Origin of the sequence: Glycocaulis sp. (assembly GCF_050485565.1) — a bacterium.
Classification (GTDB): domain Bacteria; phylum Pseudomonadota; class Alphaproteobacteria; order Caulobacterales; family Maricaulaceae; genus Glycocaulis.
The window spans coordinates 1-16,575 of sequence record NZ_JBJHBQ010000015.1 but is presented as its reverse complement, the minus strand read 5'-3'; the positions used below and the strand labels follow the sequence as shown (position 1 = coordinate 16,575).

Annotated in this window: 14 protein-coding genes; 11 read left to right on the top strand and 3 right to left on the bottom strand. The window is 64.9% G+C overall.

What is annotated here, in order from left to right; all coding sequences use genetic code 11:
- Positions 1 to 100: 100 nt before the first annotated feature.
- The 7 genes from ACQ5ID_RS13420 (at position 101) to ACQ5ID_RS13390 (ending at position 12,199) form a co-directional block, all read left to right on the top strand.
- The gene (locus tag ACQ5ID_RS13420) at positions 101 to 1,873 is read left to right on the top strand and encodes an autotransporter assembly complex protein TamA (protein WP_429912937.1); all 1,773 of its coding nucleotides are present in this window, start codon (positions 101 to 103) and stop codon (positions 1,871 to 1,873) included.
- The gene (locus ACQ5ID_RS13415; protein ID WP_429912936.1) at positions 1,873 to 5,994 is read left to right on the top strand and encodes a translocation/assembly module TamB domain-containing protein; all 4,122 of its coding nucleotides are present in this window, start codon (positions 1,873 to 1,875) and stop codon (positions 5,992 to 5,994) included. Before ACQ5ID_RS13420 ends, ACQ5ID_RS13415 begins: the two co-directional genes overlap by 1 nt.
- A 260-nt stretch (positions 5,995 to 6,254) precedes the next feature.
- A complete protein-coding gene (locus tag ACQ5ID_RS13410) occupies positions 6,255 to 6,821 on the top strand; it encodes a TetR/AcrR family transcriptional regulator (RefSeq protein WP_429912935.1) in 567 nt (188 codons plus the stop codon).
- Positions 6,818 to 7,912, top strand: coding sequence for an efflux RND transporter periplasmic adaptor subunit (locus ACQ5ID_RS13405; protein WP_429912934.1), 1,095 nt, complete (start codon positions 6,818 to 6,820; stop codon positions 7,910 to 7,912). The genes ACQ5ID_RS13410 and ACQ5ID_RS13405 overlap by 4 nt, the downstream gene beginning before the upstream one ends.
- 14 nt (positions 7,913 to 7,926) lie before the next feature.
- Positions 7,927 to 11,040 (top strand): efflux RND transporter permease subunit, encoded by a 3,114-nt coding sequence (locus ACQ5ID_RS13400; protein WP_429912933.1) that lies wholly within the window; start codon positions 7,927 to 7,929, stop codon positions 11,038 to 11,040.
- A gap of 55 nt (positions 11,041 to 11,095) precedes the next feature.
- Positions 11,096 to 11,905, top strand: coding sequence for a hypothetical protein (locus ACQ5ID_RS13395; RefSeq protein WP_429912932.1), 810 nt, complete (start codon positions 11,096 to 11,098; stop codon positions 11,903 to 11,905).
- Between the two features lie 75 nt (positions 11,906 to 11,980).
- Positions 11,981 to 12,199, top strand: coding sequence for a hypothetical protein (locus ACQ5ID_RS13390; protein ID WP_429912931.1), 219 nt, complete (start codon positions 11,981 to 11,983; stop codon positions 12,197 to 12,199).
- A 9-nt stretch (positions 12,200 to 12,208) separates the two neighbouring features.
- On the opposite strand, the gene ACQ5ID_RS13385 is transcribed toward ACQ5ID_RS13390, so the two are convergent.
- The 3 genes from ACQ5ID_RS13385 to ACQ5ID_RS13375 all read right to left on the bottom strand — a co-directional run bounded on the left by ACQ5ID_RS13385 (position 12,209) and on the right by ACQ5ID_RS13375 (position 14,016).
- Entirely contained in the window at positions 12,209 to 13,072 is an 864-nt protein-coding gene (locus ACQ5ID_RS13385; RefSeq protein ID WP_429912930.1) for a DUF1295 domain-containing protein, read from the bottom strand.
- A gap of 79 nt (positions 13,073 to 13,151) precedes the next feature.
- Positions 13,152 to 13,565 carry a DUF6691 family protein gene (locus ACQ5ID_RS13380; protein WP_429912929.1) on the bottom strand — a complete coding sequence of 138 codons (414 nt, stop codon included), beginning with the start codon at positions 13,563 to 13,565 and terminating at the stop codon, positions 13,152 to 13,154.
- A gap of 10 nt (positions 13,566 to 13,575) precedes the next feature.
- Positions 13,576 to 14,016: a YeeE/YedE family protein gene (locus ACQ5ID_RS13375; RefSeq protein WP_429912928.1), complete on the bottom strand. Its 441-nt coding sequence runs from the start codon at positions 14,014 to 14,016 to the stop codon at positions 13,576 to 13,578.
- A gap of 140 nt (positions 14,017 to 14,156) precedes the next feature.
- Between ACQ5ID_RS13375 and ACQ5ID_RS13370 the strand changes: the two genes are divergently transcribed.
- The 4 genes from ACQ5ID_RS13370 to ACQ5ID_RS13355 all read left to right on the top strand — a co-directional run.
- Complete coding sequence (locus ACQ5ID_RS13370; protein WP_429912927.1) at positions 14,157 to 14,501, top strand: metalloregulator ArsR/SmtB family transcription factor; 345 nt, start codon at positions 14,157 to 14,159, stop codon at positions 14,499 to 14,501.
- Entirely contained in the window at positions 14,498 to 15,370 is an 873-nt protein-coding gene (locus ACQ5ID_RS13365; RefSeq protein WP_429912926.1) for an MBL fold metallo-hydrolase, read from the top strand. The genes ACQ5ID_RS13370 and ACQ5ID_RS13365 overlap by 4 nt, the downstream gene beginning before the upstream one ends.
- A gap of 180 nt (positions 15,371 to 15,550) precedes the next feature.
- Complete coding sequence (locus ACQ5ID_RS13360) at positions 15,551 to 15,982, top strand: TIGR01244 family sulfur transferase (protein WP_429912925.1); 432 nt, start codon at positions 15,551 to 15,553, stop codon at positions 15,980 to 15,982.
- Positions 15,983 to 15,994: 12 nt separating this feature from the next.
- On the top strand, positions 15,995 to 16,575 hold a 581-nt coding region (locus tag ACQ5ID_RS13355; protein WP_429912924.1), incomplete at its 3' end, for a SulP family inorganic anion transporter.

Below are 16,575 nucleotides of genomic sequence, written 5' to 3'. Positions count from 1 at the left end.
GCGCCCGCGCCATTGCCCGCTAGCCTGCAACCGGTAATGACGCCAGAGCCTTGAAGCCATAAGGTGAAAGGTGCTGGGGTAAGGCGAAACGGAACAACAATTGAGAGCAATCTTGCCCATCCGCCGGCATATCCTCCTCGCAGCCAGCGTGCTTGCACTGACAGGCGCTTCAGCGTCTGCGGTCCCGCTGGCGCGCGTCGAAGGCGTGGATGATCCGGCACTCAATGCCGCCATAGCACGCATAGTGGGTGAAGCCCCGTCCCACTCGGACAATCGCTGGCGCAACCGGGAGCGCGCCCGTGATGCTGGTGAGCAGATCCGCCGCTATCTGGATTCCCAAGGCTATTTCGCCGCCCTGATCGATCCGCGTCTTGATGACGACCAGCGTCCGCTGGTGCGCGTGCGCCCTGGTGAGCGCTTCACCATCAGCACGCTCGATATCCGCTTTGAAACGCCTGAAGGCGGCGAACAGCCCGGCGAGGATATTCTCGCGGCGGCGGCCTTGCGCACCGGCCAGCCCATGCGGGCGCAGGATGTCATCGAGGCGGAAGCCACCATCACCGAGGCGCTGCGCAATAATGGCTGGCCGCTTGCGCGCGCCGGAGAACACGCCTTCACCGCCGATCATCTCGATGCGTCGGTTACGGTCGAGATGCGCTTTGTCACCGGACCGTTCCTGCGCTTTGGCGATCCGCAGCTGGCGGGCGGTCTGGCTGATCTGCGTGAGGACTATATCGCGCAGATCGCCCCGTTCCGTCCCGGCGACCCGGTCAGCGCACGCCAGCTGAATGTCTACACCCAGCGCCTGCAGGCACTGGAGAGCGTCGCGCTGGCCGAAGCCAGGCTGGCCCCGGCAGAGGACGATAGCAGCAATATCCGCGCGGTTGACGTGCGCATGGAGCCGACACCGCGCCACCGCCTCCAGCTTTCGGCGCGTTATGCCACAACCGAAGGGGCCGGCGCCGAGGCAGAATGGGCGAGACGCAATCTATTGCGGCGCGACCAGACACTGACCCTGATCGGGCGGGTCTCGGAACTCAATACCGGGGCCGAGGCGCGGCTGGTCTTCCCGCACTGGCGCCGGTTCGCGCAGACGCTTGAGCTGGGCGGGGCGCTGGCACTGGAGAGCACCGACGCCTTCGATCAGGATTCAGTTAGTGCACGCGTGTCGCTATCGCGTCCCGTGACCGATCAGCTGTTTGCCTCGGCGGGCGTGTCCGGCCAGGTCGCCCGGATCACGGATGCTACCGGCCGGCGCACGCTGAACTCCGTCACCTTTCCGCTGGGCCTTGCCTATGATGATCGCGATGATGTGCTGGACCCCCGGTCGGGCATTGGCGCGGAGCTGGAAATCCGGCCCGGTCTAACCTTCGGCGATACGCAAAGCCAGTATGTACGCGCCGCGCTGGGCGCGCGCACCTATTTCCCGGTTAGCGAGCGTATGCTGATTGCCGTAAGGGGGCGGGTTGGCGGCCTGTTTGGTGTCGATGCGCAGTCGGTCCCGGCCGATTTGCGGTTTTACGCAGGCGGCGGCGGGTCGGTGCGCGGCTATGGCTATCAGGCCCTGTCCCCGCGCGTCATTGGCGTGAATACCGGAGAACTGGAGCCGTTTGGCGGGCGCTCGCTGGTTGAAACCAGCGTCGAGGCACGCTGGCGGTATTCGGAGCGGCTTGGCTTTGTCGGCTTTGTCGATGGCGGTGTCGCAAGCGCCACCATCGAGCCGGATTTTGACGAAATGCGCTTCGGCATCGGGGCCGGGGTCCGCTATTATCCCGGCTTTGGTCCTTTACGGGTGGATATCGCCGCGCCGCTGAACCGGCGTTCGGGCGATGCTCCTGTCCATATCTATATCAGCATCGGGCAGGCCTTCTGATGTCTGTGCTCTCCTCTTCGCGCATACGGCTGATCGCCCTGATCTTCGCCTGGACGTTTGGTATTCTCACCCTGCTGAGCGTGGTGACGGCCGGCATTGCCGTCGTCACCCTGACCGGCCAGACGGGCCGTGATCTGGTGGTGAGGCTTGCCGAAGGCCGGCAGGTGGCGGGCTATGGCAGGCTGTCCCTGTCCGGGCTTGAGGGCAATCTGTTTGACCGGCTGACCGCAAGACGCATCACCCTGTCTGATGAAGACGGCGTCTGGCTGGAGCTGGAAGACGCGGTGTTTGAATGGACGCCCGCCTCGCTGCTGGCCAACCGGCTCGATATCGCGGAGCTATCGGTACAGCGCGCCAATGTATTGCGCCTGCCCGTGCACGAGGAACAGCCGCCCGGCGGCGGGCTGCCCGATCTGGGCGTGAACCTTCAGCGTTTCGAGATCAACGCCCTGTCACTGGCCGAAGGCGTGGCCGGTCAGCCGGCCCTCATTGCGGTTCTTGGCCGCGCGCAAGGACAGGGCACGCGCTGGAATGCCCAGCTGGACGCAGACCGGATCGACAGCCCCGGAGACCGCGTGGCGCTGTCTCTCATCACCGATGGCGACATCACCTTACGCGCCGATATCGATGCCGAACCGGGCGGGCCGCTGGCCAGCCTGCTTCAGGCCGACGCGTACGGCGCAACCGCGCGCCTCAGCGTGGATGGCACCCCGGATACGGGCGGCGGAGACATGGTGCTGTTCATCGGCGACAGGCGCGCTGGCACCAGCACGCTGGCATGGTCAGGCGGGCGGCTGGGCGCAACCGGCCAGTTCAGCGCGCGGGCCTGGGAGAATTTCGAGCACATCGATGCGCTGATTGGCGGCGATATAGAGTTTGCCATCGAAATCCCGCTTGGCGAGGCAGGCGTGACCGCGCCGCAGCTGGACGCCGTGTCGGGGGAAATCCGCGCGCCGCGCCTGTCATTGACCGCCGCGCGGCAGGGCGAGGGCATCGCCGTGCAGGTGCGCGAGGCGGCGGGCCTGGTGAACGCACTACTGCCGGAGACCACGCAAGTCTCATCACTGGCTGCTGACGGCATTCTCGTACCGGCCAGCGGGGACAGTCCGCTCAGCTTTGAGGGCAGGATTGGCGCTGAAGGCATCACGCTTCCCATCGGCACTATCGCCCGCGCCACAGGGCCGGTGCGCGTGGAAGGCCCGCTGGACACGATCCGCATCACATCTGCCCTGCAGACGCGCGGGAGCGCACTGGAACCGGACATTGTGCAGACACTCGCCGGGGCAGAACCCTCGCTTCAGGCCGAGCTGGTGTGGAACAATGAAGCGCGGCAGCTGGACATCATCTCCGCGCAGCTGGACGGCGCGTCCGGCCTTGTGCTGGCGGGCAGCGGCGAGGTGGATGTGGCGCGCGAGCGCATCGCGCTATCGGCGCGCTATGACGGGCTGGCCATTGAACGCCTGACCGAACAATTGTCAGGCCGCGCATCGGGAACAGCGGAGGTGACGCTGGGCTTTGACGGGTCGGGACAGCTCGCCGCCACGGGCCGCGCGCAGAATCTCGGACGCGATCTGGGTAGCCGCATTGGCGGTGAAGCCCGCTTCAGCGCACGGGCGGAGCGCCGCGCCGACGGCGCACTGGCGCTGGAGGCGCTTGATATCGAGGCCCCCAATCTTGTCGCCGAGGCGCAAGGCCATACTGACGAACAGGGCTGGGACATGGCCGGGCAGGCGGCATGGTCGGGCGGCGCCCCTCTGGCTGCCATGGTGCTGGAAGGCACGGCCAGTCTCGCCTTCGAAGCAAGCGACCGGGATGACACGCTGCGCATACGCGCCGATATTGCCGCGCCGCGCGCCGGGGCAGGCCCGGTTGTGGTCAGCGATGCGCGCCTGCGTCTGGAAGGTGAAGGCCCGCCTGATGCGTTTGACGGCGCCTGGCGGCTGACCGGAAACGCGGGCACCGGCCCTGTGGATATTGGCGGGCGGGCATCACGCCAGGGCGAACGCGCGGACCTTTCCGGCATTGAAGGCCGGTTTGGCGCGTTCAACTTCACAGGCGGTCTGCAGGCCGAAGGCAGCCGGATGGGTGGGGCGCTGCGCGCGGTGCCTGTCAACGGGTTCGGGTCTGCTGCCATCGCCTTCCGCCTTGCCGACGGCCATCTGCGCGCGCGTATCCGCGCCGAAGACATGGTGGGTGAGAACCTGACCTATCTGGACCGGCTCGAGTTTGATGCAGACGGCCCGGTGGAGGATATCGCGTTCACGCTGGAGGCCGAAGGCGCGTATGGCGCACGCGCGCTTGTGTCTATGGATGGCCGCGTGGTTTCGGGCGATGCAGGCGGAGAACTCGGCTTCTCCCTTATCGGGCGCTATGGCGGTGTACGCGTCGCCACGCGAGAACCGGCCAGTATCCGGTTTGGCCCGGACGGCACGCAGGCCCGGCTGGCGTTCGGGCTGAACCGGGGAACGCTGGATGCGCTTCTCAATACCGGCAGTGACGGCATGGAGATCACGCTGGATGCGGTGAATATCCCGGCCATGCTGCTCAGCCACCCTTCGGGCCGCGAGCCGGTGGGCGGCACGCTGTCAGGCAATGTGGCCCTGTCGCAGACGGGCGGTGCCTGGACGGGCAATATCCGGCTGGAAGCGGCGAATATCTCACCGCCTCCCGACCAGCAGCCCGAAGGCATCGATATTGCGATCAATGCCAGTCTCTCCATGCTCCTGGATGCGGCTGGAGCGCGGCTGGAAGCGCGCGCGCGCGGCTCCAACCTGGAGGCAAGCGCCGATGTGCAATTACTGTCCGGGCCGGTGACCGGGCCGGAGAGCTTTACAGCGCCGGACACCGGGATTCAGGGCCGGGCAAATGTGACTGGCGAGATCGGCACGCTGGCCGCTTTCCGGCTTGGCGAAGGCCAGAGCCTTTCGGGAAGCGCACGCCTGAACGCGGTGCTGGCGGGCAGTGTCGGCGCGCCCGATCTTGATGGCAGTCTTGTGCTGGAAAACGGGCGCTTTGACGATCCGGCGATTGGCATTTCGGTGCGCGATCTGCGGCTGGATGCAAGGTTTGCCGAGGATGGTCTGGAGATCGATACATTGCGGGCGCGCAGCGCCGATGGTGGCGAGCTGACCGGCACGGGCAGTTTCAGCCTGGCCGGAGCGCGGCTGGACGGGCGCGCGGCGCTGGATTTCAGTGATTTCCTGATTATTGAACGCCCGGACCTGACGGCTGTCGGCGGCGGCAATGTAACATTTGCCGTCAGTGAAAACCGTATCGAGATAGGCGGCGAGACACGCCTGTCGCGCGCCGAGGTGCGTCCGCCTGAAGCCAGCCGGCCGGCGATTGCGCTGGTGGAGGTTGTCCACATAAATGCCGCAGGCGCGCGCGAGGAAACGGCCGTGCACCGGGCAGGCCCGCAGATCGTTCTGAGCTACCGCATACACGCGCCGGGGCGGATATTCGTGCGCGGTCCGCAATTTGATTCTGAATGGTCGATGGATGTGACGGCGCGCGGGCCGATCGACGATGTGCAGCTCAGGGGCCGTGCTACGCTGCTGCGCGGGCGGGCCGATCTGCTGGGCCGGCCCTTCGAGATGCGCTCGGGCTCTGTCGTCTTTGCAGGCGATCCGATGGAGGCGGCGATAAATCTGGTCGCTGCCCGTCAGGCCCGCGAGATAACCGCCGAGATCCGCGTAGGCGGCACCGTGCGCGCGCCGGAAATCACGCTGGCTTCCACCCCCAGCCTGCCACAGGACGAGATCGCGTCGCGCCTGCTGTTCGATCAGGGTGCCGGACAGCTGAGCGGAGTGCAGGCAGCCCAGCTTGCCGGCGCGGTTGCCAGCATGTCGACGGGCGGCGGGTTTGACCCGTTTGGTGCCTTGCGCAGCGGTCTGGGTCTGGACCAGCTCTCGGTGAGCACCACGCGTACCGGTGAAACGGTGGTCTCTGGCGGGCGCTATCTCACCGAAGATGTGTATCTGGAGCTGGAGTCCGGTGGCGGGTCTGCCGCAGCGACAACCCGCATTGAATGGGCGCTGACGCAGAACCTGACCCTGTTGTCACGCATCGCGCCGGACGGTGATACCGGCGTCGCCCTGACCTGGCGGCGCGAATACGACTGAGGGAGCATTGCGCCTAGGGTGCGCCGCGCGCGCCTGCATCCGGCAGGGCAATCGCCATCGCGGCCGCCCCCCGCCCGGCCAGTATCAGTGGCGACATCAAAATCTTCCGATGACCCATTGCACAGGGCAGTCCGGCGCGCTAAATAGACAAAACCGTCCAGACGGTATAGATGCGCTGCACAATAAGCTCCCCCGGCCTCGTTGCACTGCAGCATACCGTCTGGATGGACCAGATTCACCGCCTTAACCGAGACACGCCCGTGGCAAAAACACAGACCAAGGAAGCCAGAAGCTCCGCCCGCGACGTCATTCTGGACGCCGCAGAGCGCGTGGTTGAACGCGATGGCGCCGGACGGCTGACCATTGACGCGGTGGTACGTGAAAGCGGGTTTTCCAAGGGCGGCGTGCTCTACAACTTTCCCTCCAAGCTGGACCTTATCAAGGGCATGGTCGCGCGCATTGTCGATGCCGCGCATTGCGATGTGGAGCTGGCCCGCAAGGACGCGCGCGAGCAAGGACAGTCAGAGCTTTCGGCGCTGATCCGCACGGCCTGCGAGAAAGAGCCCCATAGCCAGAAATTCATGATGGGCCTTTTGGCGGCCGCCGCCGAGCACCCTGAATTGCTGGACCCGGTGCGCGGGCTGATGACGCAGATGCGCGACGATCTCCTCGCCAGCGCCGCCGATCCCGATCTCGCCCGTATCGTTTTCCTCGCGGTGGACGGGCTGCATTTCGCCGATCTGCTCGGCATGGACTTTCTTTCCCCTGATGAACGGGCCCGCGTAGAGGCCCGGCTGGTCGAACTCATTTCGGAGCCCAAGTCATGAAGACGCTCTTTCTCCTCCCCACAGCCACAGTGCTGGCCGCCACGCTGCTGGCGGCCTGCTCTGATGTTGCCGCCACGCCTGAAGAGACGCTGCGCACCGCGCGCATCGAGACCGTTGCCGCACCGACCGGGCTTGCCCGGCGCGAGTTTGTTGGCCGGGTCGAGGCCCGCTACACGGTCGATCTGGCGTTCCAGGTGTCCGGGCGGCTGGCCGAATTTGCCATTGCTGAAGGGCAGATGGTCGAGGAAGGCACGCTGATCGCCCGCCTGGAAGACCAGGACTATGAGCGCGCGCTGCGCGAGGCACGCGTCCAGCTGCAGCAGGCGCGCACCCATCTGGAGCGCCAGCAGACACTGCATGAGCGCGGGATCGCGTCTGATGCAGCACTGGAAGATGCGCGTACCGCCTTCGAGCTGCGCTCGGTGGCGCTCGATACGATGCGTCAGAACCTGGCCTATGCCACGATCGAGGCGCCCTTTACCGGGCTTCTCAGCCGCCGTCTGGTGGACAATTTCACCACGCTGAGCGCCGGTCAGCCGGTCGCCCGCCTGCAGGATCTGTCCGAGCTGCGCGTGGCCATCGCGGTGCCTGAAAGCCTGATCGGGACGCTGGAAGCGCCCGGCAGCTACGCGATCAGCGCGCGCTTTCCCTTCCTGGCCGACCAGGATTTCCCGCTGGAGTTTCGTGAGCTTATCGCCGAAGCCGATGCGGCCTCACAGACCTATAAGGTGATGTTTGCGCTGCCCCCCGGCATACCGGGCAATATCCTGCCGGGGATGACGGTGAATGTCCGCGTCCAGCTCGATCAGGAAAACATGCCCGGCGGCGATGCGGTACGCATCCCCGTGACGGCGCTCTCGGCACTGCCCGATGGCGGGTTTCAGGTCTGGGTGTTCAATCCCGAGACCAGCGAGGTTGTGGCGCGGCCCGTGCGCACACGCGGCGTTGAGGGCAGCTCGGTGCTGGTACTCGACGGCGTGCAGGCAGGCGAGCAGATCGTCACCGCCGGCGTGAGCGGGCTGAGCGAAGGCATGCGGGTGCGCCCCATGGTGCCTTCAGGGGCCGTCGCCCATAATGGCGCTGCGCGTTAGGCAGGATCAATACCATGACGGACACCACGCAGCCCGCGCCGGAAGAACCGGCGCGTACCGATGATGCATTCAACCTGGCGCGTATCTCCATCGAGAAGCCGGTCATCAGCTGGTTGATAATCCTCGCCTGCCTGCTTGGCGGCCTGTGGGGGTTCAACACGGTCGGCCAGCTGGAAGACCCGGACTTCACCATCAAGGAAGCCATCATCTTCACCGCCTATCCGGGCGCGACCGCCGAAGAGGTGGAGGCCGAGGTGACAGAGCTGCTGGAGGCCGCCCTCCAGCAGATGGGCCAGCTCGACCGCGTCACCTCCAAATCCATGCCGGGCATGTCGGAGATACAGGTCTCCATCCGCGACGATATTCTGGGCCATCAGCTGCCCCAGGTCTGGGATGAGCTGAGAAAGCGCGTGCGCGATGCGTCGGCGGGCCTGCCTCCGGGCGTGGCCGACCCGCAAGTGGTCGATGATTTTGCTGATGTGTACGGCATTCTCTATGCGGTGACGGCACCGGGCTATTCAGACCGGGAATGGCGCGACATGGCGCGCAATCTGCGCCGCGAGCTGCTGGTCGTGCGCGGCGTCTCGCGCGTCGAGGTGGCCGGTCTTCCCGATGAGCGCATCTATATCGAGATTGCCCAGGAGCAGCTTGCCCGGCTGGGCCTGCCTTTCGACGCTGTCCTGCAGGCGGTGAGCAATGAGAATGCCGTTGTGCCGGCAGGCGAAACGCCCGCCGGTGACCGCCTGTTGCGCGTGACCGTGCCGCAGCGCGTGGACGGTATTGCAGCCCTTGAGAACATTCTTATCGCGCCGCGCGCCTCGGGCGGCGTGCTGCGCCTGTCCGATATCGCCACCGTCAGCCGCGCGCCGCTGGAGCGGGAAAGTTTCTATGCCTACCACAATGGCGAGCGGGTGTTCACGCTGGGCATTGCCGCCCTGCCGGACGCCAACATCGTCGATGTCGGCCGCCGGGTGGAAGAGCGCCTGCGCCAGCTGGAAGCAGACCTGCCGGTCGGGGTCGAGCTAAACCCGATCTACGAGCAGCATGTCGTGGTTGATCAGGCGATCCGCGGCTTTCTGGTAAATCTCGCCATGTCGCTGGGCATCGTGATCGTGATGCTGTGCGTGTTCATGGGCTGGCGGGCCGGGGTGACGGTGGGGGCAACCCTGCTGCTGACCGTGCTGGGCACGATCTTCTTCATGTCGGCCTTCGACATCACCATGCAGCGCATCTCGCTGGGCGCGCTCATCATCGCCATGGGCATGCTGGTGGATAATGCGATCGTCGTCACCGAGAGCATGCAGGTCGATGTGCAGCGCGGCGTGCGCCGCCAGATCGCCGCCGAGCGGGCGGTGAAGACCACGCAGTTCCCGCTGCTGGGCGCGACCATTATCGGCATCATGGCCTTTTCCGGCATGGGCCTGTCACAGGATTCCACCGGCGAATTCATGTTCTCCATGTTCGCCGTCATCGGCATATCGCTGGGACTGTCCTGGCTGCTGGCCATCACCGTCTCGCCGATGATCGCCTTTGCGCTGTTCAAGTCTGAACGTGGGTCAAAGCCCGATCCCTATGGCGGGCGCACCTACACGGCCTACCGCACGATCCTGACGGGCGCGCTGCGCCGGCGCTGGATGACGCTGATGGCGCTGATAACCATAACCATTGCCAGCTTCTGGGCGTTCGGCTTTGTGCGGGCGGCCTTCTTCCCGGACTCCGACACCCCGCTCTTCTACGTCAATATCGAGCTACCTCAGGGTACCGATATTCTTGCGACCGACCGGGCTGTGCGCCAGGCGGCCAGCTATGTGCTGGTTCAACCCGAAACGCAGGGCGTCACCACATTTGTCGGCCGGGGCGGCACGCGCTTCATGCTGACCTATTCCTCCGAGCAGCCCAATGCCGCCTATGGCCAGCTGGTGGTCCGCGCCCATTCCACGGATGTGATACCGGCCCTGTCAGAGCGCATTGTCAGCCATATCACGGAAACCCTCCCCGAAGCAGAGGTGCGCGGTGAGCGCATCGTGTTCGGTCCCCCCGCCGGGGCGCGGCTGGAAGCGCGCTTCTCCGGGCCTGACGCCGACATATTGCGGGCGCTGGGCGAGGAAGCGGTGACCCGGCTTGCCGACACGGGAACGCTTACCGATGTGCGCCATAGCTGGCGCAACCGGGAGCTGATGCTCGAACCGGTTATCTCTGCCGATCGCGCGCGCACTACCGGCGTCACCCGCGAGGATATCGGCGAGGCCCTGCATTTTGCCACGGAAGGCACGCGAGTGGGCCTCTATCGGGAGGGCGATCTGCTGATCCCGATCATCGCACGCGCGCCGCAGGCCGAGCGGGAAAACCCGTCCGCGCTGGAAGACCGGCTGATCTGGAGCCCGTCACAGAACACCTATGTGCCGATCACACAGGCCGTCGAACGCTTCGAGCTGGTGGCGCGTGACACGCTGATCCGGCGGCGCGACCGGGTGCGCACGCTGACCGTGCAGGCCAACCCGCCAGAAGGCGAAACCGCGGCTTCCGCGTTCGGGCGCTTTTCCGGCGTCATCAACTCTATCGACCTGCCACGGGGCTATTCAGTGCAATGGGGCGGCGAGATCGAAGCCAATCAGGAAGCCAACGAGTCGCTAGGCCAGGTGCTGCCGATCAGCCTGATCGTGATGCTGGTGGTCAGCTTCCTCCTGTTCCAGAAAGTGCGCCAGCCGCTCATTATCTGGGCGATTGTGCCGATGAGCATTTGCGGGGTTACGGCCGGTTTGCTGATAACCAATATCGCCTTCTCCTTCACCGCATTGCTGGGCTTCCTGTCGCTCTCTGGCATGCTGATCAAGAATGCCATCGTGCTGGTGGACGAGCTCGATCAGCGCGTGGCCGCCGGCATTGATCCGTTCGAGGCGGTACGCGAAGGCTCGGTGAGCCGCCTGCGCCCGGTCTTCCTCGCCTCGGCGACGACCATCCTGGGCATGATGCCGCTGATTGCCGACGCCTTCTTCCAGGGCATGGCGGTCACCATCATTGGCGGACTGGCCTTTGCCACGGTGCTGACCCTGGTGGCAGCGCCTGTGCTCTACGCTCTGTTCTTCGGTATCCGCGCGCCAAAACCAGTGCCAGCGCTGAAAGGTTAACGTGTCATAAACGCAATCAGCGCGAGATGGCGGGCAAGCCGGAAGGATTCCCGCCATGCTGATTACCAGCCCCGACCGCATCGAGCCCCGCGCTGGCGAGCATGCCTATGCCTTGCGCCTGTCCCTGCCGCCCAATCGCGATCCTGCGCAGGACACCGCGCTGGCCGAGCATATCGACAGCTTTGTCCGGCTCTATCTGACGCGGTTTGATGCTAGATCGACCCGCGCCACCCGCACCGCGCCCCTGCGCTGGATGCTGGTTTCCGCCTCGCAGAAAATGGCCGAGATGGAAAAGGTGCGCGCGGAGCTGGAGACAACACTTTTCGGTACCGGGCCGTCGCATTTGCGCGGTCAGGCCGTGCTGGTGGAGATCCCGGTCGAGGACGAGGATGAAGGCGAAGCCTATGTCCCCGCCCTTGCGCAGGACACCGCAGAGACACAAGCGGCCAGCGCCGACGCCGATCCTCAAGGCGCACCTGAAAGCGCAGGCGCGCTGCAAGAGGAGCTGGCAGCCTTCCGCGCCGATATGCGCGAGATTGCCACCAGCCTGCAGGGCGTGGATGTGAAGGACGCGCTGGGCAGTTTCCGCTCGGAGCTGGATACGCTCGCGCAAAGACTGGAATCAGGCATTTCAGAAGCGGCCGGCCGGGTTGAAGGGGCCGCCGAGCGGATTGACCTTGCAACCGCGCGCCTGCCCGATGCCGACCGGCTGGAGCTGGCCCTGACGCGTAATGATGCGTCCGCCGCCCTAATCGCCAATGGCTTGCAGGAAAGCCTGAAACTGCTGCTCAAGGCGGTGGAGGGGCTGGAGCGCCAGAGCGCCGAACCCAAATTGCTGGACGGCCTGGGACGCGAAGCGGCCTGAACGCTCATTTTCTGCTTCAACATTACGGCGAAGTAATGTTAGCCTTCCCGGTGAATGGGGTCTGGGGAGGCAACCATGCGCATCGTCTTCGGTCTGGTAGCGGCGATACTGGTCTGTGCAGGCTGGATGATCTGTCCTGTCAGCCTGCGCGCGGAAGTGACCCGCACCGTCACGCCGGACGCAGAGATTGTCGAGGAAATGCGCGCCGGGGCGGACGTTATCGCGGCAGCGCTGGCCATACGCGCGCCGGACCTAAGCGATGAAAACGGCGAGGACCGGCGCCGGGACTACTAAAGCGGGCCTTCACACCGCGCTGTCATATTCGGTCGTGTCATCATCCTCATCATCGATCACCGGCTCGTCGCTGGCTCGCGCCTTGGGCGGCCAGGGAATGATCGCGCTGGTGCGTGCGGCGTAGTCCGCATAGCCCGGACGCGATGTCTTCATGCCCTTTTCAAGCAGCGGCACGCCTGACCAGCGCAGCAGCGTGAAGGTGAGGAAGGCCGGGCCGATGAAGGACCAGAAGCCCAGAGCCGTTTCCGCCGCAATCAGCCAGATGCCCCACCAGGTGCATATCTCGCCGAAATAATTGGGGTGGCGCGACCAGGCCCACAGGCCCTGATCCATCACCTTGCCCTTGCTGGCCGGGTTTTCCCTGAACACCGAAAGCTGCCAGTCGGCAATGGCTTCATAGGCGATACCAAACACGGCCAGCGCAAAGCCCAGAAGGGCGATAATGCCAAATCCCACAGGCTCGGCGCTGATCTGGCCAAGCTGGACCGGCAGGCAGACGATGAAGAGCAGTATGGCCTGCGGCCCGAAAACGGCGAGCCCCGTTGCCTTGTCATAATTCCAGCCGCGCTTGTCCTGCAGGCGTCCAATGAGCGCCTTGTAGCGCTTGTCCGGCCCTTCCCGCCCCCAGCGATGGAAGAGGTGCAGGCCAAGGCGCATACCCCAGGCAATCGTCAGGCCCGCCAGGATCAGCTTGCGCTCCAGCCAGCCATCACCGGCCATGATGAAGGTTGTCAGGGCAAGGATGACCATGCCGAATGCCCAGAAGGCATCGACAAAGCTGGGGTCCTTGATTCTGCGGCTCCACAGCCACAGCCCCGCAAACACGGCAGCAATCACAAGAAAATTGACGATCAGGATAACGGCAAGAGGCATGGGCGTCCTCGCGGGCAGAGCTGGCTTTCAAAAGGAAACCTAGCGCGCACCGCGAGGAAGGGCGAGAGGGGGTTTGTGATTAATCGCGCACCAGCCAGCGCCAGCCCGCCATCCCGGCCAGCATGGCCGCCGCGAAGACCAGTGCGGGCATCGCACCGGTGCCGAGCGCGGTCAAAGCCGGTCCCGGACAGAAGCCGACCAGCCCCCAGCCGACGCCGAACATGGCCGCCCCGCCAATCAGGCGGGCATCCAGCTTCGTCGCCGTCGGCACGTTGAAGCGGTCGGCAAAGAGCGGGGCCGGACGTTTGAGGACGAAACGGTAGCCGATAAAGACCGTGCCGGCTGCGCCCGCCATCACGAAGGCAAGGCTGGGATCCCACTGGCCCGCTATATCAAGAAAGTTTAGCACTTTGGCCGGATTGACCATGCCGGAGACGATGAGGCCGAGGCCGAAAACAAGACCGGCACCAAGGGCGGAAAGAACAGCTGTCATGGTTCTCGTCCTATACAAGATGTCTGGTGACAAAGACGGTGAGAAGCGCGGCCGCCATGAAGACGCCGGTCGCCACGGCAGAACGCGGCGAGAGCCGGGCCAGCCCGCATACGCCGTGGCCAGATGTGCAGCCTGAACCGATCTGCGTGCCGACGCCCACGATCAGCCCGGCGACGATCAGAAGCGGCCAGCTATCGGTGACGGCCACTTCCGGCATCGCGCCCGTCGCCGCAAACCAGAGGGCTGGCGCGATAACCAGACCGGCCACGAAGGCCAGCCGCCAGTAGCGGTCCAGCGCGTTGAATGGTGCCGGGCCGAGCAGACCACCGACAATGCCTGCGACACCGGCGATACGGCCATTGAGCGCCATCAGCATGACCGCTGACAGCCCGATCAATACCCCGCCCGCTAGCGCGGAAAGGGGCGTGAAGGCGGTTGCTGTATCCATCATTCCTGTTGTCCTGTTGCAGGGACGGCGAGATTTCGCCGCCCAACACTTGTCATTTATCGAAAATGATATATATGTGATCGCAACGCAAGCCCCGGCGTGAAAAATGTTCGTTTAAGGGGAACGAGGAACGGAGCTTGGCCATGCAGGCAGGTCTTGATCTGGAGATGGTGCGCGCCCGCGCCGATGAGGTGGCAGGGCTGCTAAAGCTGCTCTCCCATCCCAACAGGCTGCTGGTAACGTGCGAGCTGGCGAACGGCGAGCTTTCGGTCTCGCAGATCGAGGCGCGTACCGGCGTCGCCCAGCCCAATCTCTCGCGTGATCTGGCGCGGCTGCGCGCCGAAGGCATCGTCTCCACGCGCCGTCAGTCCAAACAGATATTCTATTCCCTCAAAGACCCGCGCATCCTCGCCGTGATGCGCGCCCTGTGCGATGCGTTCGCTCCGGTGCCAGAGGCGGCCAATACCCCGCAGAAGGAAATTGTATGATGACCGGCATTCCTGACGTGAAAGCGTTTTTCGACGAGCCGACCAATACGGTCAGCTATGTCGTCTCCGACCCGGCGACGAAGAAGGCAGCCATTGTCGATTCGGTACTCGACTACGATCCCAAGTCCGGCCGCACTTCACGCGACAGCGCTGATGCCATCATCGCCTATGTGAAGGCGCAGGGCTTTGAGGTGCAATGGCTTTTGGAAACCCATGTCCATGCCGATCATCTCTCCGCTGCGCCCTATCTGAAAGAGAAGCTGGGCGGGACTCTCGCCATCGGATCAAACATCCGCACCGTGCAGGATGTGTTCGGCAAGGTGTTCAATGCCGGGACCGAGTTCCAGCGCGACGGCTCCCAGTTCGACCGGCTGGTCGAGGATGGCGACACATTCAAGCTGGGCAATATCGATGTACGCGCCATCCATACGCCGGGCCACACACCCGCCTGCATGACCTATGTGATCGGGGATGCGGCCTTTGTCGGCGATACGCTGTTCATGCCCGACTATGGCACGGCGCGGTGCGATTTCCCCGGCGGCAGTGCCGCCACGCTCTATCGCTCGATCCAGAAAATTTACGCCCTGCCGGATGAGACGCGCATGTTCCTGTGCCATGACTACAAGGCGCCGGGCCGCGACACGTTCGAATGGGAGACGAGTGTGGGCGAGCAGAAGCGCGCCAATATCCATGTTCACGAAGGCGTTTCGGAGGAAGAGTTCGTGAAGATGCGAACAACACGTGACGCAACGCTTGCCATGCCGGTCCTGATCCTGCCGAGTGTGCAGGTGAATATGCGCGCAGGGCATATGCCGCCAGCGGAGGATAATGGCACCACCTATCTCAAAATCCCGGTGGATGCGCTTTAGGAGTTCTTTCCTCCCCCGTTCACGGGGGAGGTGCCTTCGCAGAAGGCGGAGGGGGGAGTTATTGTGAAATCCCCCCCCTCGGCCCTTCGGTCGTTCGAAGCTTCGCTTCTCACCCCGCCCGCTCGCGGGGGGAGAAACCACGCCCTCGCTACTTGCCACACCCCTTCCAAGGACCCTCCCATGCCCCATAAAACCCTCACGCCTAAGGTTTCGGTTACAGGCCAGATGAGCGCAGACGAGATCCGCGCGCTCGCCGCTGAAGGCTACACGACCGTGATCTGCAACCGGCCCGATGGTGAGGAGCCGGGCCAGCCGGCTCTGTCAGAATTGCAGGCGGCGGCGAAGGAAGCGGGCATCGCCTTCCACCATATCCCTGTCTCTGGCGGGCAGTTCCCCGATAGTGCCATTTCCGCCTTTGCAGACGCGCTGGAGGGCGCGGATGGCAAGGTGATGGCCTATTGCCGGTCCGGCACGCGCTCCACCTGCCTGTGGGCGCTCTCGCAGGCGCGCAAAGCCGAACCAGCCGCCCTCATCGAGGCCGGCGCGCGCGCGGGCTATGATCTTGCCCCGCTGGCCCCGGCGCTCGCCGCGCGCCATGGCGACAATGCGTAAGGACCAGCGCCGGTGAAGCTCTCGCGCTATCTGCCCATTCTGGAATGGGGCCGGGAATACCGGCGCGAAACGCTTGTCAGCGACCTGATGGCGGCGGTGATCGTCACCATCATGCTGATCCCGCAATCGCTGGCCTATGCCATGCTGGCCGGACTGCCGCCCGAGACCGGGCTTTACGCCTCCATGGCACCGCTCGTGCTCTATGCGATCTTCGGGACGGGCCGAACGCTCGCCGTCGGGCCGGTGGCGGTCATATCGCTGATGACGGCGGTGGCCGTGGGCCGCGTCGCCGATGAAGGCAGCATGGGCTATATCACTGCCGCGCTGACACTCGCCGTGCTGTCGGGCGTGATCCTGGTGGCGATGGGTCTGTTCCGGCTGGGCTTTATCGCCAATTTCCTCTCCCACCCGGTCATTTCCGGCTTCATTACCGCAGCGGGACTTCTCATCGCGGCCGGGCAGATGCGCCATGTTCTCGGCACCGGGGCGGGCGGACATACGGGCGTGGAGATCGCCGCAAGCCTCGTCACGACCATTGGCGAGGCCAATCTGTGGACGCTGGCGGTTGCCATTCCCGCCCTTGCCTTCCTGGC

Bases quoted from the DNA above. Each gene is read 5' to 3' on its own strand.
- ACQ5ID_RS13365 (WP_429912926.1), top strand. From the start codon at position 14,498: ATGATGACCGGCATTCCTGACGTGAAAGCGTTTTTCGACGAGCCGACC.
- ACQ5ID_RS13380 (WP_429912929.1), bottom strand. From the start codon at position 13,565: ATGACAGCTGTTCTTTCCGCCCTTGGTGCCGGTCTTGTTTTCGGCCTC.
- ACQ5ID_RS13390 (WP_429912931.1), top strand. From the start codon at position 11,981: ATGCGCATCGTCTTCGGTCTGGTAGCGGCGATACTGGTCTGTGCAGGC.
- ACQ5ID_RS13415 (WP_429912936.1), top strand. From the start codon at position 1,873: ATGTCTGTGCTCTCCTCTTCGCGCATACGGCTGATCGCCCTGATCTTC.
- ACQ5ID_RS13395 (WP_429912932.1), top strand. From the start codon at position 11,096: ATGCTGATTACCAGCCCCGACCGCATCGAGCCCCGCGCTGGCGAGCAT.
- ACQ5ID_RS13405 (WP_429912934.1), top strand. From the start codon at position 6,818: ATGAAGACGCTCTTTCTCCTCCCCACAGCCACAGTGCTGGCCGCCACG.
- ACQ5ID_RS13375 (WP_429912928.1), bottom strand. From the start codon at position 14,016: ATGATGGATACAGCAACCGCCTTCACGCCCCTTTCCGCGCTAGCGGGC.
- ACQ5ID_RS13360 (WP_429912925.1), top strand. From the start codon at position 15,551: ATGCCCCATAAAACCCTCACGCCTAAGGTTTCGGTTACAGGCCAGATG.
- ACQ5ID_RS13385 (WP_429912930.1), bottom strand. From the start codon at position 13,072: ATGCCTCTTGCCGTTATCCTGATCGTCAATTTTCTTGTGATTGCTGCC.
- ACQ5ID_RS13400 (WP_429912933.1), top strand. From the start codon at position 7,927: ATGACGGACACCACGCAGCCCGCGCCGGAAGAACCGGCGCGTACCGAT.
- ACQ5ID_RS13370 (WP_429912927.1), top strand. From the start codon at position 14,157: ATGCAGGCAGGTCTTGATCTGGAGATGGTGCGCGCCCGCGCCGATGAG.